This is a genomic window from Peribacillus sp. NPDC006672 (genome assembly GCF_050274955.1).
Taxonomy (GTDB): domain Bacteria; phylum Bacillota; class Bacilli; order Bacillales; family DSM-1321; genus Peribacillus.
In genome coordinates, this window is the sequence record NZ_JBNNOR010000001.1 from 465,737 (window position 1) to 491,193 (window position 25,457).

General features: G+C 42.1%; 24 protein-coding genes. 23 read left to right on the top strand and 1 reads right to left on the bottom strand.

Features of this window, described 5'->3' with window-relative positions:
* Nucleotides 1–76 precede the first annotated feature (76 nt).
* From spoIIP to deoC, 12 genes are all read left to right on the top strand, one after another.
* Complete coding sequence (gene spoIIP, locus ACQKKK_RS02330) at nt 77–1,276, top strand: stage II sporulation protein P (RefSeq protein WP_427613774.1); 1,200 nt, start codon at nt 77–79, stop codon at nt 1,274–1,276.
* Nucleotides 1,277–1,296: 20 nt separating this feature from the next.
* Entirely contained in the window at nt 1,297–1,620 is a 324-nt protein-coding gene (locus ACQKKK_RS02335; protein ID WP_125160702.1) for a YqxA family protein, read from the top strand.
* A gap of 176 nt (nt 1,621–1,796) precedes the next feature.
* Nucleotides 1,797–3,632 carry a translation elongation factor 4 gene (gene lepA, locus ACQKKK_RS02340; RefSeq protein ID WP_427613776.1) on the top strand — a complete coding sequence of 612 codons (1,836 nt, stop codon included), beginning with the start codon at nt 1,797–1,799 and terminating at the stop codon, nt 3,630–3,632.
* 87 nt (nt 3,633–3,719) lie between these two features.
* A complete protein-coding gene (gene hemW, locus ACQKKK_RS02345; protein WP_427613778.1) occupies nt 3,720–4,871 on the top strand; it encodes a radical SAM family heme chaperone HemW in 1,152 nt (383 codons plus the stop codon).
* 124 nt (nt 4,872–4,995) lie between these two features.
* On the top strand, nt 4,996–6,024 hold the full coding sequence (gene hrcA, locus ACQKKK_RS02350) for a heat-inducible transcriptional repressor HrcA (protein ID WP_427613779.1): 1,029 nt from the start codon (nt 4,996–4,998) through the stop codon (nt 6,022–6,024).
* Nucleotides 6,025–6,122: 98 nt separating this feature from the next.
* Nucleotides 6,123–6,719 carry a nucleotide exchange factor GrpE gene (grpE, locus tag ACQKKK_RS02355; RefSeq protein ID WP_427613781.1) on the top strand — a complete coding sequence of 199 codons (597 nt, stop codon included), beginning with the start codon at nt 6,123–6,125 and terminating at the stop codon, nt 6,717–6,719.
* A gap of 36 nt (nt 6,720–6,755) precedes the next feature.
* Nucleotides 6,756–8,591, top strand: coding sequence for a molecular chaperone DnaK (gene dnaK, locus ACQKKK_RS02360; RefSeq protein ID WP_427613783.1), 1,836 nt, complete (start codon nt 6,756–6,758; stop codon nt 8,589–8,591).
* Between the two features lie 329 nt (nt 8,592–8,920).
* The gene (gene dnaJ / locus ACQKKK_RS02365) at nt 8,921–10,036 is read left to right on the top strand and encodes a molecular chaperone DnaJ (protein ID WP_076365210.1); all 1,116 of its coding nucleotides are present in this window, start codon (nt 8,921–8,923) and stop codon (nt 10,034–10,036) included.
* Nucleotides 10,037–10,072: 36 nt separating this feature from the next.
* On the top strand, nt 10,073–11,014 hold the full coding sequence (gene prmA, locus ACQKKK_RS02370) for a 50S ribosomal protein L11 methyltransferase (protein ID WP_427613785.1): 942 nt from the start codon (nt 10,073–10,075) through the stop codon (nt 11,012–11,014).
* Between the two features lie 131 nt (nt 11,015–11,145).
* Nucleotides 11,146–11,898, top strand: a complete 753-nt coding sequence (locus tag ACQKKK_RS02375) for a 16S rRNA (uracil(1498)-N(3))-methyltransferase (RefSeq protein WP_427613787.1) — start codon at nt 11,146–11,148, stop codon at nt 11,896–11,898.
* A 6-nt stretch (nt 11,899–11,904) separates the two neighbouring features.
* Nucleotides 11,905–13,242, top strand: coding sequence for a tRNA (N(6)-L-threonylcarbamoyladenosine(37)-C(2))-methylthiotransferase MtaB (mtaB, locus tag ACQKKK_RS02380; protein WP_427613789.1), 1,338 nt, complete (start codon nt 11,905–11,907; stop codon nt 13,240–13,242).
* 155 nt (nt 13,243–13,397) lie between these two features.
* On the top strand, nt 13,398–14,069 hold the full coding sequence (gene deoC / locus ACQKKK_RS02385; protein ID WP_427613791.1) for a deoxyribose-phosphate aldolase: 672 nt from the start codon (nt 13,398–13,400) through the stop codon (nt 14,067–14,069).
* 612 nt (nt 14,070–14,681) lie between these two features.
* Here deoC and ACQKKK_RS02390 read toward each other — a convergent pair.
* A complete protein-coding gene (locus ACQKKK_RS02390; protein ID WP_427613792.1) occupies nt 14,682–15,614 on the bottom strand; it encodes a Na/Pi symporter in 933 nt (310 codons plus the stop codon).
* A gap of 236 nt (nt 15,615–15,850) precedes the next feature.
* On the opposite strand from ACQKKK_RS02390, the gene rpsU reads away from it, so the two are divergent.
* The 11 genes from rpsU (at nt 15,851) to ACQKKK_RS02445 (ending at nt 25,446) form a co-directional block, all read left to right on the top strand.
* Complete coding sequence (rpsU, locus tag ACQKKK_RS02395; RefSeq protein ID WP_028391853.1) at nt 15,851–16,024, top strand: 30S ribosomal protein S21; 174 nt, start codon at nt 15,851–15,853, stop codon at nt 16,022–16,024.
* A gap of 14 nt (nt 16,025–16,038) precedes the next feature.
* Nucleotides 16,039–16,482 carry a GatB/YqeY domain-containing protein gene (locus tag ACQKKK_RS02400; RefSeq protein ID WP_089361544.1) on the top strand — a complete coding sequence of 148 codons (444 nt, stop codon included), beginning with the start codon at nt 16,039–16,041 and terminating at the stop codon, nt 16,480–16,482.
* Between the two features lie 298 nt (nt 16,483–16,780).
* Nucleotides 16,781–18,106 carry an NfeD family protein gene (locus tag ACQKKK_RS02405; protein WP_427613795.1) on the top strand — a complete coding sequence of 442 codons (1,326 nt, stop codon included), beginning with the start codon at nt 16,781–16,783 and terminating at the stop codon, nt 18,104–18,106.
* A 51-nt stretch (nt 18,107–18,157) separates the two neighbouring features.
* Nucleotides 18,158–19,141: a flotillin-like protein FloA gene (floA, locus tag ACQKKK_RS02410; RefSeq protein ID WP_427614051.1), complete on the top strand. Its 984-nt coding sequence runs from the start codon at nt 18,158–18,160 to the stop codon at nt 19,139–19,141.
* Between the two features lie 22 nt (nt 19,142–19,163).
* Complete coding sequence (locus ACQKKK_RS02415; protein ID WP_427613796.1) at nt 19,164–19,667, top strand: hypothetical protein; 504 nt, start codon at nt 19,164–19,166, stop codon at nt 19,665–19,667.
* 135 nt (nt 19,668–19,802) lie between these two features.
* Entirely contained in the window at nt 19,803–20,087 is a 285-nt protein-coding gene (yqfC, locus tag ACQKKK_RS02420; protein ID WP_427613798.1) for a sporulation protein YqfC, read from the top strand.
* Nucleotides 20,088–20,102: 15 nt separating this feature from the next.
* Complete coding sequence (gene yqfD / locus ACQKKK_RS02425) at nt 20,103–21,290, top strand: sporulation protein YqfD (protein WP_427613799.1); 1,188 nt, start codon at nt 20,103–20,105, stop codon at nt 21,288–21,290.
* 3 nt (nt 21,291–21,293) lie between these two features.
* Nucleotides 21,294–22,256 carry a PhoH family protein gene (locus ACQKKK_RS02430; protein WP_427613800.1) on the top strand — a complete coding sequence of 321 codons (963 nt, stop codon included), beginning with the start codon at nt 21,294–21,296 and terminating at the stop codon, nt 22,254–22,256.
* Between the two features lie 190 nt (nt 22,257–22,446).
* Entirely contained in the window at nt 22,447–24,618 is a 2,172-nt protein-coding gene (locus ACQKKK_RS02435) for an HD family phosphohydrolase (protein WP_427613802.1), read from the top strand.
* Nucleotides 24,615–25,091 (top strand): rRNA maturation RNase YbeY, encoded by a 477-nt coding sequence (gene ybeY / locus ACQKKK_RS02440; protein WP_427613804.1) that lies wholly within the window; start codon nt 24,615–24,617, stop codon nt 25,089–25,091. The genes ACQKKK_RS02435 and ybeY overlap by 4 nt, the downstream gene beginning before the upstream one ends.
* On the top strand, nt 25,069–25,446 hold the full coding sequence (locus tag ACQKKK_RS02445) for a diacylglycerol kinase family protein (RefSeq protein ID WP_427613805.1): 378 nt from the start codon (nt 25,069–25,071) through the stop codon (nt 25,444–25,446). The genes ybeY and ACQKKK_RS02445 overlap by 23 nt, the downstream gene beginning before the upstream one ends.
* The last annotated feature ends 11 nt before the right edge of the window (nt 25,447–25,457 follow it).

Below are 25,457 nucleotides of genomic sequence, written 5' to 3' on the forward strand. Positions count from 1 at the left end.
GTGCCCAAAAATGGTGTTCTACCCTTTCTAGCAAAGTCATAGGTATTAATAGACAAGCTATAGAGAGGGTGGAAGGATGAGAAGAAGAAATTCCCCAGGGATCATAACAGCTATTCACGGATCAACAATAATAAAAACTTTTCTAGGTATTCTCGCCTTGCTTCTTTTTGTTTTTTCCGTCAGCGGGGTCATGACGTCCCTAAGACCGGAGTATCGGATATCTTCGAATTCCGTACATACCGTTGCGAACCAATTTTCAGGAAAAATGCTGTTCTCGATGCTGGCCAATGAAAACCATTATTTTTTTAATGCCCTGCCAGAAGGTAAGCAGGAATCGGTAATCACGAGTCAATTGATAAAAGCCTCGACTAACATTTCATTTGAGGACCCGCGAAGTTTACTTGGACGGGAACTTCCTGGCTTCTCGATTTTTGATAATGAAATCCTCGTGGCTGGGGAGGGGACGAATTATACGAATATGCCGTATGAATCCTCACCGCCAGTAGACGTCCTAAATGAAGAAAGGGATGCATCCCTGCAAAACCTGGATGAGATTGAAGAAACGGAAAAAGGAGTGGACAATAAGCCGAATCAAACGACCAATGGCCGGAAAGTGGTCGAGATTTATCATAGCCATAACCGGGAATCGTACCTTCCTTATTTAAAAGGTGTGACCAATCCAGATATGGCCTACCATTCTAAAATCAATATTACGAAACTCGGGGAACGGATGGTTGAAGATCTGGCTGATAAGGGGATTGGTTCCTCGCTCGATAAAACGGATATCATGGGAAATCTCAATAATAAAGGATTGAATTATACCAAATCTTATCAAGAATCCCGAAGGTCAGTCCAGACGGCATTGTCCACTAACAAAGATTTGGAATATATGATTGATATCCATCGTGATTCGAAACGAAAAAAACATACGACCATTAACATTAAAGGTAAAGATTATGCAAAGATTGCCTTCGTGATTGGGGGCAATAACCCGAACTTCGAAAAAAATGCCGCGCTTGCCAATAAGCTTCATAAAGCTTTGGAGAAAAAATACCCTGGGATTTCACGCGGGGTTATGAAACAGGGCGGAGCGGGGCAGAATGGAGTATACAATCAGGATTTGTCAGGCAATGCCATGCTAATTGAAGTTGGCGGTGTTGATAATACTTTCGAGGAAATGTACCTAACCGTTGATGCCTTTAGCGATGTTTTCAGCGAATTTTACTGGGATGCCAAAGCAGTGGATAAAACGACTGGGGAATCGGAAGCGAAGTAATTTGAAAGGAGTTCTCTATCATGGTTCGATTTTGGTTGAAATGTACAGGGATTGTGCTCGTATTATTTTTAGGTGTCCTTATTGGGATGCAGCAAGCGAACGATGGGATGAAAAAAATGAAGGGGTATGAGGATCCCTCTTTGAATAGTGCATTCATTATTAACCAATCGGACCAAGGGGAGATGGAAGCGGATATCCTTGGACAAAAAGTAACAAGTCATGATTTGGAGACGAAAAAAGAAAAGCTTGAAGAAATGAAAGCATTCAACTTTTTCTCTTCGATCGGCAAAGCGCTTGGAGATACCATATCAGGGGCCTTCCAAGCACTTATCGATATGATTTAGGTGTGGCATAAGCTGAGTGTGCCCTATCCAAGGGCTGCATCCGAATCCGGAATGCAGCCTTTTTTTATGCTTTGCCCTGTAATGATGCTTCTTTTGTAACTATTCTGTTGAATCTTGCATTTTCTATTGATATAATAAAAAATAGTGTATTGTGTCGACTAGTGGGAGTGAACGTCATGAATAGAGAAGAAAAATTAAAAAGACAATCAAAGATTCGTAACTTTTCCATCATCGCTCATATTGATCATGGTAAATCTACATTGGCGGATCGTATCATTGAAAGAACGAACGCCATGACTCAGCGTGAAATGAAGAGTCAGTTGTTGGATTCCATGGATTTAGAGCGTGAGCGTGGAATTACGATTAAATTGAATGCGATTCAATTGAAATATAATGCGAAAGATGGCGAAGAATATATTTTCCATCTTATTGATACACCGGGACATGTCGATTTTACGTATGAAGTGTCACGAAGCCTTGCAGCTTGTGAAGGCGCTGTCCTTGTTGTCGATGCGGCACAGGGGATTGAGGCCCAAACGCTTGCAAACGTGTATTTAGCTTTGGACAACAATCTGGAAATCATTCCGGTCATCAATAAAATTGATTTGCCGAGTGCCGATCCGGAACGGGTACGTGGAGAAATCGAGGAAGTAATCGGGTTGGATGCTTCCGATGCAGTTTTGGCTTCGGCTAAAGCGGGAATCGGAATCGAGGAGATTTTGGAGCAGGTCGTTGAATTGGTGCCAGCTCCACAGGGAGATCCCGATGCCCCGTTCAAGGCGCTTATTTTCGATTCACTGTTTGATGCGTACCGCGGTGTGGTTGCTTATATCCGTGTTGTTGAAGGTTCCATTAAAGTGGGCGACAAAATCAAAATGATGTCCACTGGCAAGGAATTTGATGTAACCGAATTGGGTGTCTTCAATCCAAAGACCCAGCTGTTGGATGAACTGAACGTCGGTGATGTAGGTTTCCTTACGGCAGCCATTAAAAACGTTGGTGATACGACTGTTGGTGATACGATTACCAGTGCCGTGAATAGTGCGACAGAACCATTGCCGGGCTACCGGAAGATGAATCCGATGGTATATTGCGGTCTATACCCAATTGACGCATCGAAATTCAATGATTTACGGGATGCGTTAGAGAAATTAGAATTGAACGATTCAGCGCTACAGTTCGAAGCGGAATCATCGCAAGCATTGGGCTTCGGTTTCCGTTGCGGATTCCTTGGACTCCTTCATATGGAAATTATCCAGGAACGGATTGAACGTGAATTCAAAATTGATCTGATTACAACTGCGCCGAGTGTTATTTATGATGTGATCCTGACAGACGGAACGGTCCTGAAAGTAGATAACCCGTCTAATATGCCGGATGCTCAAAAGATTGAACGGGTCGAGGAGCCATATGTCAAAGCGACAATGATGGCACCGACGGAGTTCGTCGGAACGATCATGGAAATCTGTCAAAATAAACGAGGCAACTTCATTGATATGGAATATATCGATGAGACCCGTGTGAGCATTCATTATGAAATACCTTTATCGGAAATCGTGTATGATTTCTTCGATCAATTGAAATCCAATACAAGAGGCTATGCTTCATTCGATTATGAGTTGATCGGCTACAAACCGTCCAAGCTTGTGAAGATGGATATCTTACTGAATTCTGAAACTGTCGATGCTTTAAGTTTCATCGTTCATAAGGACTTTGCCTATGAACGCGGTAAAGTCATTGTTGAAAAATTGAAGAAATTGATTCCAAGACAACAATTCGAAGTGCCGATCCAAGCGGCAATCGGGCAAAAAATCGTGGCCCGTTCTTCGATTAGTGCAATGCGCAAAAACGTATTGGCTAAATGTTACGGCGGCGATATTTCCCGTAAACGTAAGTTGCTCGAAAAACAGAAAGAAGGTAAAAAGCGGATGAAACAGGTAGGTTCCGTTGAAGTGCCGCAAGAAGCTTTCATGGCTGTTTTGAAAATGGATGATACGACACCAAAAAAATAAATAAAATAAACGATAGATAGAAAAGAGGGTAGAGGAGATCTAGCCTCTTTTTCTATCGACTCATTCGATTAAAAGGTTGTGAACACAATGATTAAAAGCGCCTACCTCCATATACCATTTTGTGAACATATTTGTCACTATTGTGATTTTAATAAAGTGTTTTTGCAGGGACAGCCGGTCGACGATTATTTACAGATGATGAAAAGGGAAATGGTATTGCAGCTTTCTAAATACCCGACTGCAGGATTGGATACTGTTTTCGTCGGTGGAGGGACACCGACCTCTCTAGATGAAAATCAGCTTGCATTCTTATGTGAAGCAATCAATGAAACCCTGCCATTTGACCCCAAAAAGGCTGAATATACATTCGAAGCCAATCCAGGGGATCTTTCGCGAGAAAAACTCGAGATTCTTTATCATTCAGGTGTCAATAGACTTAGCTTTGGCGTGCAAAGCTTCAATGATGAATTATTAAAACGAATAGGCCGGACTCACCGGGCTCTAGAAGTATATGAAACGATTCATCTGGCTCAAGAGGTTGGCTTTACGAATATCAGCATCGATCTGATTTATGGATTGCCGGGCCAAACGATGGAAGATTTCAATGATACGCTGGATAAAGCGATTGCCCTTCAATTGCCGCATTATTCGAGCTACTCATTGATCGTTGAACCGAAGACGGTTTTTTATAATCAGATGCGAAGGGGTAAGTTAAACCTGCCGCCGCAGGAGCTCGAGGCTTCGATGTATGAGAGGCTGATGGAAGAGATGGAGAAGCATGGTCTGCATCAATATGAAATCAGTAATTTTGCCCGTGAAGGGTTTGAAAGCCGGCACAATCTGACATATTGGGATAATGTGGAGTATTATGGGATTGGTGCCGGTGCACATGGCTATACTGGAGGAACAAGAGTGGCCAATCATGGTCCGGTGAAGAAATATATTACACCATTGATGGCGAACCAGCTGCCTGTTTTGGAGGAACACCCAGTACCGCTTCATGAACAGATGGAAGAGGAGATGTTTTTGGGTCTCCGAAAAACGGAAGGAGTTTCATTGGAAATCTTCAAGAATAAATTTTTTGTTGAAATGACGGAGATTTTCAGGAAACCACTCGAAGAAGAATCGGCAAAGGGTCTGCTTAAGATAGAAGGCGGGTTCGTGCGCTTGACCGAACAGGGAAAATTGCTTGGAAATGAAGTGTTCCAATCATTTTTAGGCGTTATTGATTCCGAGTGAAGTAAATCTATGTTATTTTAACGATGAATTAGGGGTTTTCATTGTTGACATCATAAGCTTCATTTGATAATTTATTAGTATATTAGCACTCGGAGAGATAGAGTGCTAACAGAGGTGATCATACATGCTAACTGATCGTCAATTATTGATTCTACAAGTGATAATCGAGGATTTTATCCATTCTGCCCAGCCAGTCGGGTCACGAAGCTTGTCGAAGAAAGATGAAATTACGTTCAGCTCTGCCACAATTCGAAACGAAATGTCCGACCTTGAAGAAATGGGATTTATAGAAAAAACCCATACTTCTTCCGGTAGGATTCCTTCTGAAAAAGGGTATAGATATTATGTGGATCATTTACTTTCTCCTCAAGCTCCTAAAAAGAATGAAATGAAGATATTAAAATCCGTTTTTGTAGAACGAATTTATGAATTGGAAAAGATCGTTCAAAAGTCAGCGAAAATACTTTCGGAACTGACGAATTATACGGCGATTGTACTGGGGCCAAAGGTGAATGAGCATAAGCTGAAGAAAATCCAGATCATTCCTCTTAGCCCTGAAACAGCAATAGCCATCATTATCACTGATACAGGTCATGTGGAAAATCGAATGATTTCCTTACCGCCTTCTTTTGATATAAACGAAATTGAAAAGATGGTGAACATATTAAATTCCCGTTTGGTCGATGTTCCGCTGGTTGATCTAAAGGATAAGATTTATAAAGAAGTGGCTGTACTTTTGAGCCGCCACATCCATAACTATGGATCGATGGTCTCGGTCCTGGCGGATACCCTGACGGACACAAAACCCGAAAAGATATTTTTCGGCGGGAAAACGAATATGCTGAGGCAGCCGGAGTTCCATGATATTGCTAAAGTAAGCACGCTTTTATCAATGATTGAGCAGGAACAGGGGTTTTATGAACTCATTACCCAAAATCCATCGGGCATCCACGTCAAGATTGGTCGTGAAAATCAAAACACAGTGCTCGATGACTGCAGTTTGATTACAGCAACATACTCAATCGGGCAGGAGCAAGTGGGCACATTAGCCATATTGGGCCCAACGAGAATGGAATATTCGAGAGTGATCAGTTTGCTTTCGTTTTTCTCGAAAGATTTAACGGCCTTGATGACAAAACTGTATCAAAAATAGGAGCAAAGGTAATATTGTTAAGGTGGCGGAGGTCATATTCCGCAGCCTGACATATTACTTTAGCATAAATTGTATAACCCTTTTAGGGAGGTGAGATTGTGACAAAAAATAAAAACGAAGAACAAACATTGGAAAATGAAACAATCGAGGAAAGCACTGCAGATGCAGTTTTCGCTGAAGATGAAATTCCAGCTGAACAAAAACAGGAGGAAACTCCAGTTGAAAAAGATGAACTTCAATTGGCTCATGAAAAGATTGCTGAGCTTCAGGCAAAAATCGAAGAAATGGATAACCGTTATCTTCGTCTGCAGGCCGATTTTGATAATTCAAGACGCCGTGCCAAGCTTGATATGGAGGCGGCTCAAAAATATAGAGTTCAAAGCATTGCCATTGATTTAGTGGAGGCTCTTGATAATTTTGAAAGAGCTACAAAAATCGAAGCGGAAAATGAACAGACGAAATCCCTGCTATCTGGCATGGAAATGGTCTACAAAGCGATTACTGATGCATTAACTAAAGAAGGTATCGAACCGATCAGTTCGGTTGGTGAAGAGTTCGATCCGCGTTTGCATCAAGCGGTCATGCAAGTTCAAGATGAAAACTTCGGTTCTAACATCGTCGTCGAGGAATTCCAAAAAGGATACCTTCTTAAAGACCGTGTTATTCGACCTGCAATGGTTAAAGTGAACGAATAAGATTTTTACATATAATAATTGGGAGGTAGTGAAACTATGAGCAAGATTATTGGTATTGACTTAGGCACAACAAACTCTTGTGTATCTGTACTTGAAGGCGGGGAACCAAAAGTAATCCCGAATCCAGAAGGAAACCGAACATCACCATCCGTAGTGGCATTCAAAAATGGAGAAAGACAAGTGGGGGAAGTGGCAAAACGCCAAGCGATTACTAACCCTAACACGATCATTTCCATTAAACGCCATATGGGTACTAACCATAAAGAAGTAATTGAAGGAAAAGAATACTCACCTCAGGAAGTATCTGCAATCATCCTTCAATACTTAAAATCATATGCTGAAGAGTATCTTGGCGAAAAAGTTACAAAAGCGGTTATCACTGTACCTGCTTACTTCAATGATGCAGAACGTCAAGCAACTAAGGATGCTGGTCAAATTGCCGGTCTTGAAGTGGAACGTATCATCAACGAACCGACAGCTGCAGCACTTGCATACGGATTGGATAAAACGGAAGAAGATCAAACGATCCTTGTATTCGACCTTGGCGGCGGTACATTTGACGTATCGATCATGGAACTTGGAGATGGCGTTTTCGAAGTTAAGTCAACAGCCGGTGACAACCGTCTAGGTGGAGATGACTTCGACCAAGTCATCATCGATTACCTAGTCGAAGCATTCAAGAAAGAAAATGGAATCGACCTTTCAAAAGACAAAATGGCGGTTCAACGTTTGAAAGATGCAGCTGAAAAAGCGAAAAAAGATCTTTCTGGCGTAACTTCAACTCAAATTTCTTTACCATTCATCACAGCTGGAGATGCTGGCCCGCTTCACTTGGACGTAACGATGACTAGAGCTAAATTCGATGAGCTTTCTTCAGGTCTTGTGGAACGTACTATGGGACCAACTCGTCAAGCATTGAAAGATGCTGGACTTTCAGCATCTGAAATCGACAAAGTAATCCTTGTTGGTGGATCTACACGTATTCCTGCGGTTGTTGAAGCGATCAAAAAGGAAATCGGTCAAGAACCAAGCAAAGGTGTAAACCCTGATGAAGTAGTGGCCATGGGTGCTGCGATTCAAGGTGGAGTATTAACTGGAGATGTTAAAGACGTTGTTCTTTTAGACGTAACTCCACTTTCACTTGGAATTGAAACAATGGGCGGAGTATTCACGAAATTAATCGACCGTAATACAACGATTCCAACAAGTAAATCACAAGTATTCTCAACAGCGGCTGATAATCAAACAGCTGTAGATATCCATGTTCTTCAAGGTGAACGTCCGATGTCAGCAGACAACAAAACGCTTGGTCGTTTCCAATTGAGTGACATTCCACCGGCTCCACGCGGAATTCCACAAGTCGAAGTAACTTTCGACATTGATAAAAATGGTATTGTAAACGTTCGTGCGAAAGACCTTGGCACAAACAAAGAACAAGCGATCACAATCAAATCATCTTCAGGACTTTCTGATGAAGAAATCGACCGCATGGTACGTGAAGCAGAAGAAAATGCTGATAGTGATAAACAACGTAAAGAAGAAGTTGAACTTCGTAACGAAGCAGATCAACTAGTCTTCCAAACGGAAAAAACGCTTAAAGATCTAGAAGGTAAAGTAGACGAAGCGGAAGTAACAAAAGCAAACGAAGCGAAGGATGAACTTAAAGCAGCAATCGAGAAAAATGAGCTTGAAGAAATCCGCGTGAAAAAAGATGCACTTAACGAAATCGTTCAAGCTTTGACAATGAAGCTTTATGAAGAAGCTGCAAAAGCTCAGCAAGCTGCCCAAGAGGGTGCTGGCGAAGCTGGTGCTCAAGACGAAAATGTAGTTGATGCAGAATATACAGAAGTTAACGAAGAAGAGAAAAAATAAAAAAGTGACCCAATCGGGAAACTGATATATATTGGGCAGTTAATTTCTGCCTGCCATTGTAGAAAAGTCAAAGTCAGGTTATCTTGACTTTGGCTTTTTTTACAGTGGATGGAATCATTGCCAGGAAGTGTTGGCATCTGATTTTCTTTTATTCTTACAATCGCTGGTGGGGAATCATGGGAATTTAGAGAAAAATGTGTGCAAATTGGGGTTGGCATGACCATTTACAAAAAAGTGTTAAAGCCGTTTGTACTTTTCTAGTTGATTATTATCTTCGTTCAGTGATAATATTACCTTTATGTGAATCGAATCGGGAGTGGATTTTATATATGAGTAAACGCGATTATTATGAGGTGTTAGGCCTTTCGAAAAGTGCTTCGAAGGATGAAATCAAAAAAGCGTATCGTAAGCTCTCCAAACAATATCACCCTGATATTAATAAAGCGGACGATGCTGCGGATAAATTCAAGGAAATCAAGGAAGCTTACGAAGTATTGAGCGACGAACAGAAAAAGGCCCATTATGACCAATTCGGACATACAGATCCAAATCAGGGCTTTGGCGGTCAGGACTTTGGTGGTTTTGGCGGTTTTGAAGATATTTTCAGCAGTTTCTTTGGTGGCGGCGGACGCAGGAGAGATCCGAATGCACCGCGTCAAGGGGCGGATTTACAGTATACGATGACGCTTTCTTTTGAAGAGGCTGCATTTGGAAAAGATACTGAAATCGAAATTCCGCGTGAAGAGAATTGTGATACATGCAAAGGATCCGGTGCAAAACCAGGTACAAAAGTGGAAAACTGTTCACATTGTCATGGAACCGGTCAATTGAATGTTGAACAAAACACAGCGTTCGGAAGGATTGTTAACCGGAGAGCATGTCATCATTGTCAAGGAACAGGAAAAATCATTCCTAATAAATGTTCAACATGCGGCGGGGACGGAAAAGTCCAAAAACGTAAAAAGATCCAAGTTAAGGTGCCAGCAGGAATTGATGATGGCCAGCAATTACGTGTAACCGGACAGGGCGAGCCAGGGATCAATGGCGGACCAGCCGGAGATCTGTATGTAGTCTTCCATGTGCGCAGCCACGAATTCTTTGAGCGGGATGGCGATGATATCTATTGTGAAATGCCTGTTACTTTTGCTCAAGCCGCACTAGGGGATGAAATAGAAGTTCCGACCCTTCATGGAAAAGTGAAGCTGAAGATCCCTGCCGGTACACAAACGAGCACGCGCTTCCGTTTAAAAGGCAAAGGTGTTCCTAATGTCAGAGGATATGGCCAAGGAGATCAGCATGTGGTCGTATTAGTGGTCACACCTAAGAAATTAACGGAAAAACAAAAAGACCTGCTTCGTGAGTTCAGTGATATCAGCGGACAAGGTGTAGATGAACAAGATGATGGCTTTTTCTCAAAAGTAAAGCGTGCTTTTAAAGATAGGTGAATAAAAGTAAAAGAACAAATTGGGAGTTGGTAGATTATGAAGTGGTCTGAATTTGCAATCCAAACAACGAATGAAGCGGTTGAACCTGTTTCGAATATTCTTCATGAGGCAGGTGCGAGTGGTGTTGTCATTGAGGATCCTCTAGAACTAGTCAAGGAACGCGAAAATGTTTTTGGCGAAATCTACCATTTAAACCCAGATGATTATCCGGATGAAGGTGTATTGATTAAGGCCTATTTGCCAGTTAACAGCTTCCTTGGTGAAACTGTTGATGCTATAAAGGAATCAATTAATAATCTCCTTCATTTTGATATAGACCTTGGGAAAAATGTTGTTTCAATTAGTGAAGTGAATGAAGAAGAGTGGGCGACGGCTTGGAAAAAATATTATAATCCCGTCAAGATTTCCGAACGTTTTACCATCGTGCCGACATGGGAAGATTACACTCCTGTAAGCAGTGACGAATTGATCATTGAACTTGATCCAGGCATGGCCTTCGGAACGGGGACACATCCGACAACGGTCATGTGCATACAAGCACTGGAACGTACAGTTCGGCCAGGGGATTTAGTTGTTGATGTAGGAACGGGTTCTGGGGTTCTAAGCATTGCTGCTGCATTATTGGATGCAAAACGAATCCAGTCCCTTGATTTGGATGAAGTGGCTGTACAGTCAGCTATGCAAAATGTGGAACTTAATAACGTGCAGGATAAAGTGTCCGTTTCACAAGGCAACTTGCTGGATGGCGTGAATGAACAAGCGGATGTCGTCGTGGCTAATATTCTTGCCGAAGTGATCATGCGATTTACGGATGATGTAGCGAAAGTGGTAAAACCTGGCGGATATTTTATAGCTTCTGGGATCATTCAACCAAAGAAACAAGATGTGAAGGATGCGATTATAGGATCTGGATTCACCATTGAGGAAACGATCTTGATGGAAGATTGGGTAGCCATAATCGCGAAAAGAAATGATTAATTGAAAAAGTTACTCTGATTATCGGGTATTTTGATAGTCAGAGTACCTTTTTTTAGCTTGAATCCTTGCATTCGAGAAAGCTGACTGATAGCCCTTGTAAGTGTGTTAGACTAGACGAAGTAGGTGGCAGTGTGCAACGGTATTTTCTTAACGAAGAAGACATCAATGGAAACACGGTGACGATATCGGGTGATGATTTTCACCATATCTCCAGGGTGATGAGGATGGGACCGGGAGAGCAGATAATCACGGTGAAAGCTAATGGTATGACTGCTGTCACGGAAATTTCCGAAATAACTGATGATGTTGTTATAGGGACTGTTATCGAATGGAAGAATGAAGAAAAGGAACTTCCTGTGAGGGTTGTGATAGCGAGCGGTCTGCCTAAAGGGGATAAATTGGAATATATCGTACAAAAGGGTACGGAACTGGGTGCGGTTGAATTTATCCCTTTTATTGCTGCTCGTTCGGTGGTAAAATGGGACCACAAAAAGGTAGGTAAGAAATTGGAGAGGCTCCAGAAGATTTCAAAAGAGGCGGCTGAGCAATCTCACCGCACGGTTATCCCTGCCATCAAGGAACCGATGACGGCAGATCAGCTAGCTGGGTATGCTTCCGGTTTCGATCATAAATTAATCGCTTTTGAAGAAGAGGCAAAGCGGGGGGAAACTTCTGTACTCGCTTCTGTCTTGAAGGATATCACCGGAGGGCAATCGATTTTATTCGTCTTTGGTCCTGAAGGTGGTTTAGCAGATAAGGAAATTGAAAAACTGTCTGATGCCGGGTTTGTAGCTTGCGGTCTTGGACCAAGAATATTAAGAACTGAAACAGCACCTTTATATGCACTTTCTGCTGTTTCTTATCATGTAGAACTTTTGAGGTGATGAAAAATGGCAACGGTCGCTTTCCATACATTAGGCTGTAAAGTGAATCATTATGAAACAGAGGCTATTTGGCAATTATTCAAAACTGGGGGATATGATCGTGTTGAGTTTGAAAATACATCAGATGTATATGTCATCAACACATGCACGGTGACAAACACTGGCGATAAGAAAAGCCGTCAGGTCATCCGTCGTGCCATTCGTAAAAATCCGAATGCCGTCATAGCTGTAACGGGATGTTACGCTCAGACATCGCCAGCAGAAATCATGGCCATACCAGGTGTGGATATTGTTGTAGGAACACAGGATAGGGTTAAACTTCTTGATTACATCGAGCAATTCAAGGTGGAACGTGAACCAATCAATGCTGTAGGAAATATTATGAAAAACCGTGTCTATGAAGAGTTGGATGTACCTGCTTTTACAGACCGTACACGCGCTTCGCTAAAGATTCAGGAAGGTTGCAATAATTTCTGCACATTCTGCATCATCCCTTGGGCTCGTGGCTTGATGCGTTCCCGCGATCCAAAGGAAGTCGTTCACCAAGCTGAGCAGCTTGTCGAGGCAGGATATAAGGAGCTAGTCCTGACCGGAATTCATACTGGTGGCTACGGAGACGATTTGAAGGACTATAATTTGGCGATGTTGCTGCGGGATTTGGAAAAAGTCGATGGGTTGAAACGTATCCGTATTTCTTCAATTGAAGCCAGCCAAATTACAGATGAGATCATTGAAGTGCTGACGAATTCGAAAAAAGTCGTACGTCATTTGCATATTCCAATCCAATCGGGATCCGATACGGTTCTAAAACGGATGAGACGTAAATATACAATGGATTTCTTCGGTGATCGGATCGAAAAATTGAAAATTGCACTCCCGGGTCTTGCCGTTACCTCCGATGTCATTGTAGGTTTTCCGGGTGAAACCGAAGAAGAATTCATGGAGACATATAACTTTATAGAAAAATATAAATTCTCCGAACTTCATGTCTTTCCTTATTCAAAACGGACAGGGACTCCGGCTGCACGTATGGAAGATCAAGTGGATGAAGATGTCAAAAATGAACGCGTCCACAGGCTTATCGCTTTGTCGGATCAGCTGGCAAAAGAGTATGCCTCCCGTTTTGAGGGGGAAGTTCTTGAAGTCATTCCTGAAACGAAGTTGGAAAATGGCCTTTATGAAGGCTACTCCGATAATTACATGAAAATCGTCTTCCCGGCTTCGGAAGAAATGGTCGGTGAAATCGTAAAAGTGAAAATTACAAAGTCTGGCTATCCATTTAGTGAAGGACAGTTCGTGACGGTCATAAAGGATTTTCCATTGCAACAAGCATCAAATATTTAAGACGGCGATTTTACGCTGTCTTTTTTTTATTCTCTATTTGATGTGTTTTCTTGGAACGTTCGGGTAAAGACTATATATATCGTCAAAGTGGATAAATTATGGTATGATTAGAGGTACGTACAACTAGTTATAGATAGTTTTGAGGAGGATTATTAATGTCACAAAATGTAGCAGGTTTAATTGACCACACGTTATTAAAAGCAGATGCAACCAAAGAGCAAATTAAGGTATTATGCGAAGAAGCAAGAGAGTATAACTTTGCTTCCGTATGCGTAAACCCGACTTGGGTTAAGTATGCAAGCGAACTTTTGGAAGGTTCAGAAGTGAAAGTTTGTACGGTTATCGGGTTCCCTCTAGGTGCAACCACACCGGAAACTAAAGCTTTTGAAACGAAAGATGCCATCAGCAATGGCGCTCACGAAGTCGATATGGTGATCAATATCGGCGCATTGAAGGACAAGGATGATGAGTTGGTAGAGCGGGATATCCGTGCTGTGATAGCTGCATCCACCGGTAAGGCTCTATCGAAAGTAATCATTGAAACCGCTCTATTGACTGAGGAAGAAAAAGTCCGTGCTTGTGAACTGGCAGTAAAAGCGGGAACGGATTATGTTAAAACATCAACTGGTTTTTCGACCGGCGGTGCGACTGTTGAAGATATCACGCTCATGAGAAAAACGGTCGGTCCCGATATCGGTGTCAAAGCTTCAGGTGGTGTCCGTAACACAAATGATGCCCAGAAAGTAATTGAAGCTGGTGCAACTAGAATTGGTGCAAGTGCAGGTGTCTCCATCGTAAAGGGCTTAACAGCTGAATCCGATTATTAATTTTTTCAAAGGCGGAGAATAATTTTTCTCTGCCTTTTTTTTATTCCTCTTTTTCCCACCACGTCTGATCGCGTTTGCTTCATTCCTGTCCAAGAAAAAGCTCTCCACGGCAAAAGAATGAAAGATGCATCGATTTTGAATTCTCACTAGTTATTTTTGAAAGAAATCCGCACAAGCAGCGAGTTTCACGAGTTAGAGCGGCGAAATTCATGAGTAAAGTATCAAAATAGAGTGAATGTCATGAAAATGCAAAAGAAAACGCTCCAAAATTACGCCAAAGTATGTAATTTTTGAGGAGGAAATTGAAACTTACGAGTAAAAGTGCAAAACTCACGAGTAAAAGCGCAAAATTCACGAGTAAAGCACCGAAATTCACGAGTAAAAGTGCAAAATTCACGAGTAAAAGCGTAAAATTCACGAGTAAAGCACCGAAATAGAGTGAATGTCATAAAAATGCAAAAGAAAACGCCCCAAAATTACGCCAAAGCAAGTAATTTTGAGGAGGAAATTGAAATTCACGAGTAAAAGTGCAAAACTCACGAGTAAAGCACCGAAACTCACGAGCAAACCGCCGAAATTGTCCCCAAATCCATTGACTTTTAGGACAGGCCTTTATTTTTTTATAGGGGGACGGTGCACCAAAAGAATGAAGCTGGAGAATTGCCGTGCGAAAGGCAAGACAGCCAAAGAAGTCAAGATATTGAAAATGACACTAGCATGGGCTAGTTGTTTCCCCTCATTTTCGCTGAAAAAGGCTGCCGCTCGTTCCAGGATGTCCACAAAAGGCAGGAATGCGGCAACCCCGATGACGTTTAGCCAAATATGTGCATAAGCTGTGAAGGCAGCTTGTCTACCAGACCCGATGCTGGCCATGTATCCGGTGATGCAAGTGCCTATATTGGATCCAAACATGATGATGATTGCGGAAGCGACGGATAACTCCCCATTCATCAAAAAGCTCATGGCTATCCCGATGGTTGCCGAACTAGAGTGAATGAGTGCCGTTAATAATATCCCGGCTAATAGGGCATAACTCATATGGCCCTCTATGTAATTGATGAGCGTTTGTATGGATGGATAGGCTGCAATTGGTGTCGAAAGCGTTTTAAAACCGCTCATAGCGGCGAAGATCGCTGAGATTCCGATCAGTGTCATCCCTAAGCTTCGCGGTAATACTTTTGGCATGAAGCAAAGGAAAGCGCCGCTGATGACACCTGGGATGATCCAACGATCCAAAGAAAAGGTCATGAACTCTGCCGTAAAGGTGGATCCGATATTCGTTCCAAGAATTATCCCGATTGTTTGCGGGAACGTTAAGCTTCCTGCAGAAACGAGGCCGACGGTCATGACCATGACCGCCGAGCTGCTCTGCAGGACCCCCGTAAAGATGGTTCCGGCCATGAAGCCTTTCCATGGTTTATCTGTTACTTTTGAGAGAAATGTTTTTAATGCTGCACCGGACATATTGAACAATCCGATTCGTAAAACTGACATACCAGCCAAAAATATCGCAATGAATAGCAGGAATAAAAATAGTTCATACATGACTGTCACCCCTTTAATAAGCTTATGGTCCATTAAGGGGAGACATGCTATAAATTGGATTTCCATGCCGTTGAATGATGGTTTAGAGAAAAATTATGATAATAACATGATAATATTCAAAATAAGTTTGATTTTATTAGTTGACCTGCTAAAGATGATATATTATAATTGTTTAGTACATGTATAACATGTTGACAACTTGAGTTAGTGTGTTGTTTTCGGAGGGAGGGAAAGAGATGTCTAAAACCGTCGTTCGTAAAAACGAATCGCTTGAAGATGCTCTTCGTCGTTTCAAACGTACTGTATCTAAAGCAGGATCGCTTCAGGAAGCTAGGAAGCGTGAATTTTATGAAAAACCAAGCGTAAAACGTAAGAAAAAGTCTGAAGCTGCAAGAAAACGTAAATTCTAAGAGAGGGTGGAAAGATGAGTCTTCTCGAGCGTTTAAATAATGATATGAAACAAGCGATGAAGAACAAGGAAAAGGACAAACTATCTGTTATTCGGATGCTGAAAGCTTCTATTCAAAACGAAGCACTGAAGCAGAGACAAGATTTAACAGATGATGAAGAATTGACAGTGCTCTCTCGCGAATTAAAACAACGCAAAGACTCCCTCCAGGAGTTTGAAAACGCAGGTCGTTCCGATCTCGTGGATAAAGTCCGCACCGAACTAGTATACGTAGAGGCATATATGCCTGAGCAACTTTCAGAAGAAGAGATTTCTAAAATTGTTAAACAAACGATTGAAGAAGTCAATGCAACATCCAAAGCAGATATGGGGAGAGTTATGGGAGCTTTAATGCCTAAAGTTAAAGGTAAAGCGGATGGTTCTCTAGTAAACAAATTAGTACAACAACATCTATCTTAAACTCGAAACTTAAAACTCGAAACCTAACCGCAGGCAAATTGCCTGTGGTTTTTGTGTATTTCCCGGTTTTATGCGTATATTATTGAAATGAAGCCGAAGATATTATGGCCACTTTCAATTTTATTTGCTTTTTTTGAAACCTTTTTCATATACATACGTAATAACTAAAGAACAGAGTATAGGGTTGCTTCATTTGCTCCTTATTCGAATTTTAGTTGCGGGCTGAATTTTACTGGTAAGTATCTTCCTGAAAATTGGAGGCACTTACAGCGTTTAATACGGGAAAGGGGGCGTTCCGTTGAAAATTTGGCGTTATTTATCTGTACTCTTATTTGGATTGCTGTTCACGATTTCTTCATTTGGGGGATCGGCGGTTTCTGCAAAAGAGAAAATCGTTTACCATGTTCCAATTGAAGAAACGGTGGAAAAGGGACTCTCGGCCTTTTTGGAGCGTGCGCTGACCACTGCTGAAGCTGCTGATGCAGATCTTGTCGTATTCGAGGTGAATACCCCTGGAGGCGCTGTGGATGCAGCAGGGGAAATTGCGAAGTTACTGTCCGATTCACCAATTAAGACAGTTGCCTACGTGAATAACAGGGCTTTATCTGCAGGTGCATATATTTCCCTAAGTGCAGATGAGATCTATATGGTTCCAAGTGCCACTATGGGATCAGCGGCAGTGATTGATTCAACGGGGAACGCTGCAGGTAAGAAAGCACAATCTTATTGGCTGGCTGCCATGAAGACTGCTGCAGAACAAAATGGACGCGATCCCATATTCGCCCAGGCGATGGCGGATGATGACATCGACCTTCCCGAATATGGGGCGGAAAGAGGAAAGTTGCTGACATTTACAGCTGAACAGGCAAAAAAGGCTGGTTATAGTGAAGGTACCGTCTCTGGGAAAGCGGAGTTGTATAGTATACTAGGGGTTGAGGATGCCGATATTCGGTCAATCGAAGAAAGCTTTCCTGAGAAACTTGCCCGCTTTTTGACCAATCCGATCGTTGTCCCCATTTTATTGACGATAGCGGGAATCGGGATTGTGATTGAATTGTTTTCACCTGGTTTTGGAATTCCGGGGGTAATTGGGATCTCCAGTCTTGTCTTATTCTTCTATGGTCATCTTGTCGCTGGTATCACCGGGTACGAATCGTTAGCAATGTTCATTATTGGGGTCATTCTCGTACTAGTTGAGTTTTTTATCCCAGGGGGGATTATCGGGCTGCTTGGATTTACGGCGATCGTGGGGAGTTTATTCCTCGCATCAGGTGATCCAGTTCATATGACGATATCCTTGCTAATTGCGATCACCGTATCCATTTTGGTATTCATCCTACTTGTAAAGGTGTTTGGAAAACAAATGAAATTTTTCAGGAAAATGATATTAACCGATGCAACAAAAACGGAACAAGGATATGTCAGCAATCCGAATCGAGTGGATTTATTAGGTGTGGAAGGGAAGGCCCTTACAGATTTGAGGCCTTCAGGAACAGCTTTAATCAAAGATGAAAGAGTGGATGTCGTGACTGAAGGAAGCTTTATTTCCAAAGGTTCGTCAATCATGATCGTTAAAGTTGAAGGATCTAGGGTGGTTGTCCGGGAAATTCCGGATTCAAATTAAAAAATTATAGATACAGGAAGGATGAATAATTAAGTGATAACTTCAGGAACGATATTTATTGTACTGGCAGTGATTGCTGCTATCATCGTATTGGCAGTATTTTTCACATTCGTACCAGTAATGTTATGGATTTCCGCTTTAGCGGCAGGAGTTAAAATCAGTATATTTACATTAGTGGGTATGAGGCTTCGTAGGGTTATACCTAGCAGAGTTGTCAATCCTCTTATCAAAGCCCATAAGGCTGGAATTAATGTTTCAACGAATCAATTGGAAAGCCATTACCTTGCAGGAGGTAATGTCGATCGCGTCGTGAATGCATTAATTGCTGCAGAACGTGCGAATATCGTTTTACCTTTTGAAAGAGGTGCGGCTATTGATCTTGCTGGTCGTGATGTACTGCAAGCCGTTCAAATGAGCGTTAATCCGAAAGTAATCGAAACTCCGTTCATCTCTGGTGTAGCGATGAATGGTATTGAAGTAAAAGCAAAGGCAAGAATTACAGTTCGTGCCAATATTGAACGTCTAGTCGGTGGTGCCGGTGAAGAGACGATCATTGCCCGTGTAGGGGAAGGTATCGTATCAACAATTGGTGCTTCGGAAATGCACACGGATGTACTGGAAAATCCTGATTTGATTTCAAGAACAGTATTATCAAAAGGGTTGGATTCAGGAACAGCATTTGAAATTCTCTCCATTGATATCGCTGAAGTGGATATCGGGAAAAACATCGGGGCTATCTTGCAAACTGACCAAGCCGAAGCGGATAAGAAAATTGCCCAGGCAAAAGCAGAAGAACGCCGTGCCATGGCTGTTGCACTTGAACAGGAAATGGTTGCCCGCGTTCAAGAAATGCGAGCGAAGGTTGTCCAATCTGAAGCGGAAGTTCCGTTGGCAATGGCAGATGCACTGAAAAGTGGAAACCTTGGAGTGATGGATTATATGAATATCCAAAATATCACGGCTGATACGGATATGCGTGATTCCATCAGTAAAATATCCGACAATCCAAAAGATAACAACAATAACAATAATTAGATCAGGGAAGGGAGGTCTTTAAATGGGAGATTTTATTGATTTCTTTCTCAAGAACCCATTCCTTATCATTGTCTTGATCGGTATTTTAACGTCCATGCTAGGAAAGAAAAAGCAGCCTCAGCAAAATGATGATCCAAACAGGCCTCCGAAAAAGAACTGGCAGGAGGTCATGCGGGAGCTTCAAGGTGAAATGTCGCAAGGGGATCAGCAGCAAAGGCCTGCCCCTGCTCCTGTAAGGAAAGTCGAACAGCAGGCAACGCAGGCTGTTGAAGTAATCGATGAGACGAAGAATGAAGCGAACAATAGGATTGCTGAGCTTAGACGGCTTCAGCAGAAGTACGATCAAGAGCGTTTATATCAAAAAGCGAAGGCAGATCAAATTACATCAGCAATATCTGATAACAGCAGTCCGGTTTATCGCAAAGGACCGTCTTTTGGCAAAAAGCAGCTGATTGATGGCATCATCATGTCAGAAGTGCTGGGACCGCCAAGGGCAAAGCGAAGTCTTCAGAGGTCCAGAAGGTAACAGAAGGCAATCCGGAACACAGGGCTTTTTTCAGTTACGTCTTTGAGCACGAAAAAATAGGCTTTCATTCCCTTATAATTTTGTGCTAGAACCCTCTTTCATTTCATACATTGAGATGAAAGGGGGTTCTTTTTTATGGCACGCAATTGGGGAAAAAAAGTGAAACAGCTTATGACCAAAACAATGGACCTTCCGCAAGATGTCATGATGGACCTGCCGCGAATTACAATGATCGGACAATTACATATTTATATTGAAAACCATCGTGGCTTATTGGCTTTTACAGACAGCGAAGTGCGATTGATGCTGAAAAGTGGGCAGTTGCTGATAAAGGGAAACGCCTTTGTCATAAAGACGATTTTGCCGGAAGAAATCATGCTCGAAGGCAAAATTGACAAGGTTTATTTTATCAATGAATGATCCCGGGAGGTCTCCATGAAAAACCAATGGACAAACTATTATACAGGCTATGTAAAAGTGAAGGCATATGGAAAAGGCGCAGAACGGCTGATTAACATGCTCACGAGAAGAGGGCTGCATATCTGGGATGTGAAGCGCGTCGGCAGCGAAGCCCTGATTTTCCATATGGATGTTAGGGATATCCCTAAACTCCGTCAAGTCATGCGTAAGAGCGATTGTAAAGTAAAATTCATGCAGGGAAAGGGTGTCCCTTTCCTAATGAAGAGGATAATGAAAAACAGCGGATTTTTAGTGGGTCTGATCGCTTTCCTGCTTTGCATATTTGTACTTTCCAATATGGTATGGGGCATCGAGGTACAAGATGCCAAGCCGGCAACCGAGCATGCCATCCGGAAAGAATTGGACAAGATGGGCGTGAAGATCGGTAAAATGCAATTCTTTGTTGATGATGTGGATACGATTCAGCGTAAGCTTTCGGACCGGATTGGTGCATTGACATGGGTAGGGGTAGAGCTAAAGGGAACGACATACCATTTCAGGGTTGTTGAAAAACGGCAGCCTAAAGAAGTCGAGAAAACATCTCCACAGAATTTGGTAGCTTCCAAAAAAGCGATCATCATTGATATGTTCGTTGAAAAGGGACAATCTATAGTAAATGTGAATGATTATGTAGGAAAAGGACAGCTTCTTGTTTCAGGACTGATTGGAAAAGAGGATAAACAGGAAATTGTATCCGCAAAGGGAGTAATAAAAGGGAAAACGTGGTATAAAGCGAAAGTGGATGTACCGTTAAAAACCAAGTTTGCTGTTTTTAACGGAAATGAAACGAGTAGGCACTTTTTGAAAATGGGGGAATTTTCACTGCCTATTTGGGGATTCAAGGATCCGGGTTATGAAAAACAGGTAAAAGAAACGACAGTGAGGCCGTTTCACTTTCTTCAATGGGAACTGCCCATTTCCTATAAACAGGTGACCTTAAGGAGCAAGGAAGACATTGTTCGAAATTATACAGAGGAAGAAGCGGTGAAGGAAGGCAGGAAAATGGCTAAAGCGGAATTGGAAAAGCATTTAGACGAGGACGATGAAATCGTCGAAGAAAAAATTTTGCACGAAAGCATAGAGAATGGTAAAGTTAAATTATCTATACATTACCAAGTTATTGAAGATATAGCGATTGGACAGCCAATCATTCAAGGAGACTAACGAATGGCAGATGATGTGAAAGTAATTAAGCTAGAAATAGAGTCACCTAATGAAGCGATCGCTTTATTGGGCAATGGAGATTCAAATGTGAAAGTGCTTGAAGAGGAGCTAGGCATTTCCGTCATTACCCGGGGGGAAGCGGTGAGTGTTGCCGGGGATATCGAGCGGGTAACGATGGGAGAGGAAATACTTAAGGCGCTATTGACAGTGATCAGAAAAGGAATTGCAATCAGTTCTAGAGATGTGCTTTATGCAATTGAGTTGGCAAGAAAAGGCACCTTGGAGTATTTCGGTGAATTATATGATGAGGAAATCGCCAAAACGGCTAAGGGGAAATCCATTAAAGTCAAAACTATCGGGCAGAGATACTATATCCAGGCAATAAAGAAACATGACCTGGTATTTGGAATTGGGCCTGCCGGAACCGGGAAGACCTATCTTGCTGTAGTGATGGCGATTAATGCATTGAAAAATGGACAGGTTAAACGGATCATCCTGACACGTCCTGCCGTCGAAGCAGGTGAAAGCCTGGGTTTTCTGCCTGGTGATCTCAAAGAAAAGGTAGATCCTTACCTACGGCCGCTGTATGACGCTCTCCATGACCTTCTTGGGATGGAACAGACCCAACGGATGATAGAGCGCGGAACGATCGAAATAGCTCCTCTGGCTTATATGAGGGGCCGTACGCTTGAAGATGCCTTTGTCATTTTGGATGAAGCCCAAAATACGACGGAAGCCCAAATGAAGATGTTCCTGACCCGGCTAGGGTTCGGATCGAAAATGGTCATTACGGGAGATCGGACACAGATTGACCTTCCAAAAGGCGTGAAGTCAGGTCTTGTCCGGGTAGAAGAGATCTTGAAGAATGTTAAAGGCCTTTCCTTTGTTTATTTTGAGCAAAGTGATGTAGTAAGACATCCGCTTGTCGCCAAAATCATTACTGCTTACGAGCAGGCAAAGTCATAAGAAAAAATCCGCCATTTTTAATCGGCGGATTTTTCGTGATGTGACTGAATGACTATCTTTTTGTCTAAAAAGTGGATATGGAACCAAAGAAGGTTTACATTTATCAATACGAAGGTGAAAATTTACATGAAAACTGTTATGATTTTACATATCTAGAATAATAAACATCATTTTTTTAGGAGGACCTTCCTTGAATCGTATCCAGAAATTTTTCACTAAAATAAAAGAGCTGTTGGTCCATCGCTTTTTTCAAGTGTTATTGTTTATCATACTTGGTTTGTTTGCTTATGGGTTAATGTTCTCCAACGTCAAGCCGGAAAAGGTCGAAGTAGAGCTATTTAAGCCCTCGGAACAAACAATCCGTTCAACCAAGACCGTGGAAGATACCTATAAAACCGAACAGGAAAAAGAAGAGATTTCAAAACAGGTGGCGGATGTATATTCATTAAAAAAAGAATATGCCAAAAATAAAGTCGATCTGATTTCATCCATCTTCGATTCAGCGATTGAGGTGAATAAAGAAACGGACCCCGATAAAGAGCATGATGATGATGGTAAAGAAAATAAAAAAGGGACCGTAAAGACGGATGCTCAAAAAGTTTCCATATTAAAAGAAAAATTGACCGATGAAGTCAATAAAAATATTGAGGAATCCGTTTTCCTTGCTTTAGTCCAGGCGGATAAAGATGAGTTGAAAATAGCGAAGGATTCAACCATTACTGCCGTGAATAATGTGATGAGCTCCCGCATCGCTGCCAGTGACGTCGAAAATGCCAAGAAAAAGGTTGTAGAAGAATTGGGCTATATGAGCATTAATAGCGATATGAAAAAAGCTTCCAATTCCCTAGCGCGCACGGCAATCATTCAGAATGTGTTTTTCGATAAGGATAAAACCGAGGAACAGCGACGGAAAGCGGTCGAAAGCGTGGAGCCAATCAGGATTCTCCAGGGACAGATCATCGTAGAAGAAAACCAATTAGTGGACAGGGATGTATATAGGCAGCTTGAACTGGCAGGATTTTTAAATACGGAGTCTACCATTTACCCGTATATCGGCCTGCTGCTATTCATATTTCTGACTTTTACCGCTTTTTATTACTTTTTCTACTTTTCCATTTCCAAAAAGGATAACAAGTACAATCAGTTATTAATCTTCAGTCTTGTCTTTATCCTTTCAATGGCTACCATGAAAACGGTCAGCATTCTGGCAGACCTGAAAAACTCGAATTTGGAATACATTTTCCCGGGTGCCATGGCGGCGATGCTCATCAAGATACTATTGAACGATAAGTTAGCGGTAGCCATGATCATATTGTTAGGTTCATATGGTACGATTATATTTAATGGTGATACGCCTGGTAATCTGGATTTCTCGATGGGGCTTTATATCATTTTCGGGGGATTGGCGGCAATCATCATTTTATCGAGGCCCAATTTCAAATCAAAGGTTCTGGTTGCAGGGCTACTATTGTCTTTAATCAATATGGCATTCGTATTTTCACTAATCTTTATTATGGACGGCCATTATACTAGAATGGAGTATTTATATTATGCTTCTGCTGCCATAGGTTCTGGAGTTGGTTCAGCTGTTTTGACCATGGGCCTTTTACCGTTTTTCGAGGCTGGTTTCGGGATCTTATCATCTATTAAGCTTATTGAGCTTTCGAATCCCAATCATCCGTTACTGCGGAAGATCTTGATTGAGGCTCCGGGGACTTATCATCACAGTGTAATGGTCGCCAATTTGGCGGAATCGGCTTGTGAAGCCATCGGGTCTAATGGATTGCTGGCAAGGGTCGGCAGTTATTATCATGATATCGGTAAAACGAAGCGGCCGCACTTCTTCATCGAAAATCAGATGAACGTGGAGAACCCGCATGATCGGCTACAGCCGGAAACGAGCAGGGATATCATCATCGCCCATGCCGTTGATGGCGGGGAGATGCTGCGCAGTCACAAATTCCCGAAAGAGATAGTGGATATTGCAGAGCAGCATCATGGGACAACTTTATTGAAATTTTTCTACCATAAGGCAAAAAAACAGGACGATGCCACACTGGAATCGGCTTACCGATATCCAGGGCCGAGGGCGATAATGAAGGAAGTAGCCGTCATAGGCATTGCCGATAGTGTGGAAGCTGCAGTCAGATCGATGCAGCACCCAACCCCAGAGAAGATTGAAGAACTGGTAAGTTTCATCATTCAGGACAGGATTCAAGATGGTCAATTTGATGAATGTGACATTACTATGAGAGAATTGAGTATCGTGAAGCATTCCTTATGTGAATCGCTTAATGGTATCTTCCACTCCAGGATTGAATATCCGGAGCCGGATAAATTAGGACAGAAGGTGAAAGAATGATTTTAGCTATCGATTTAATGGATGAAACGAACGAAGTAACGGAAGAAGCTCAGCGACTTGTTGAAAGCATTCTGCAATTTGCGGCAAAAAAAGAAAACATTGAAAAAGATACCGAGCTGTCAGTTACATTTGTGGACAATGAGAGAATTCGGGAAATCAATAAAGAATATCGTCATAAAGATTCAGCAACCGATGTCATTTCTTTTGCACTTGAAGAAATGGGGGAAGATGAAGTGGAAATTGTCGGTGCGGAAATGCCCCGCATGTTAGGCGATATCATCATTTCCATTGAACGCACGAAAGAGCAGGCTGAAGAATATGGTCATTCTTTCGACCGTGAACTTGGATTTTTAGCACTGCATGGCTTTCTTCATTTATTAGGATTTGACCACATGAATGAAGAAGATGAAAAAGAGATGTTCACAAAACAAAAGGAGATCTTGGAAGAATATGGACTTTCAAGAGAAGGGTAAAAAAAGGTATCCATTATTAAAAAGTTTCTCTTTTGCCTGTCAGGGAATTTTGGAGGCTGTTCGAACGGAACGCAACATTAAGATTCATTTCGTGTTAACGGCAATCGTCGTTTTCTTTGGCTGGTATTTCTCATTGAATGGGATGGAATGGCTTTTCATTTTGGCGGCCATAGCCGGTACGATTACGTTAGAGCTCGTTAATTCAGCGATTGAAAGGGTAGTTGACCTGGTGACGGATCAAATCCATCCCCTTGCCAAGCAGGCAAAAGATATTGCAGCCGGCGCTGTATTCGTATATGCTATATTCTCCATAATAGTTGGATTGATTATCTTTTTGCCTAAGTTTGGCCTGTAGGTTGCCAAATG

Bases quoted from the DNA above. Each gene is read 5' to 3' on its own strand.
- ACQKKK_RS02445 (WP_427613805.1), top strand. From the start codon at position 25,069: ATGGACTTTCAAGAGAAGGGTAAAAAAAGGTATCCATTATTAAAAAGT.
- hrcA (WP_427613779.1), top strand. From the start codon at position 4,996: ATGCTAACTGATCGTCAATTATTGATTCTACAAGTGATAATCGAGGAT.
- lepA (WP_427613776.1), top strand. From the start codon at position 1,797: ATGAATAGAGAAGAAAAATTAAAAAGACAATCAAAGATTCGTAACTTT.
- ACQKKK_RS02430 (WP_427613800.1), top strand. From the start codon at position 21,294: ATGGCAGATGATGTGAAAGTAATTAAGCTAGAAATAGAGTCACCTAAT.
- prmA (WP_427613785.1), top strand. From the start codon at position 10,073: ATGAAGTGGTCTGAATTTGCAATCCAAACAACGAATGAAGCGGTTGAA.
- ACQKKK_RS02335 (WP_125160702.1), top strand. From the start codon at position 1,297: ATGGTTCGATTTTGGTTGAAATGTACAGGGATTGTGCTCGTATTATTT.
- ybeY (WP_427613804.1), top strand. From the start codon at position 24,615: ATGATTTTAGCTATCGATTTAATGGATGAAACGAACGAAGTAACGGAA.
- rpsU (WP_028391853.1), top strand. From the start codon at position 15,851: ATGTCTAAAACCGTCGTTCGTAAAAACGAATCGCTTGAAGATGCTCTT.
- hemW (WP_427613778.1), top strand. From the start codon at position 3,720: ATGATTAAAAGCGCCTACCTCCATATACCATTTTGTGAACATATTTGT.
- ACQKKK_RS02400 (WP_089361544.1), top strand. From the start codon at position 16,039: ATGAGTCTTCTCGAGCGTTTAAATAATGATATGAAACAAGCGATGAAG.
- yqfC (WP_427613798.1), top strand. From the start codon at position 19,803: ATGGCACGCAATTGGGGAAAAAAAGTGAAACAGCTTATGACCAAAACA.
- ACQKKK_RS02390 (WP_427613792.1), bottom strand. From the start codon at position 15,614: ATGTATGAACTATTTTTATTCCTGCTATTCATTGCGATATTTTTGGCT.
- ACQKKK_RS02415 (WP_427613796.1), top strand. From the start codon at position 19,164: ATGGGAGATTTTATTGATTTCTTTCTCAAGAACCCATTCCTTATCATT.
- yqfD (WP_427613799.1), top strand. From the start codon at position 20,103: ATGAAAAACCAATGGACAAACTATTATACAGGCTATGTAAAAGTGAAG.
- deoC (WP_427613791.1), top strand. From the start codon at position 13,398: ATGTCACAAAATGTAGCAGGTTTAATTGACCACACGTTATTAAAAGCA.
- mtaB (WP_427613789.1), top strand. From the start codon at position 11,905: ATGGCAACGGTCGCTTTCCATACATTAGGCTGTAAAGTGAATCATTAT.
- dnaJ (WP_076365210.1), top strand. From the start codon at position 8,921: ATGAGTAAACGCGATTATTATGAGGTGTTAGGCCTTTCGAAAAGTGCT.
- dnaK (WP_427613783.1), top strand. From the start codon at position 6,756: ATGAGCAAGATTATTGGTATTGACTTAGGCACAACAAACTCTTGTGTA.
- spoIIP (WP_427613774.1), top strand. From the start codon at position 77: ATGAGAAGAAGAAATTCCCCAGGGATCATAACAGCTATTCACGGATCA.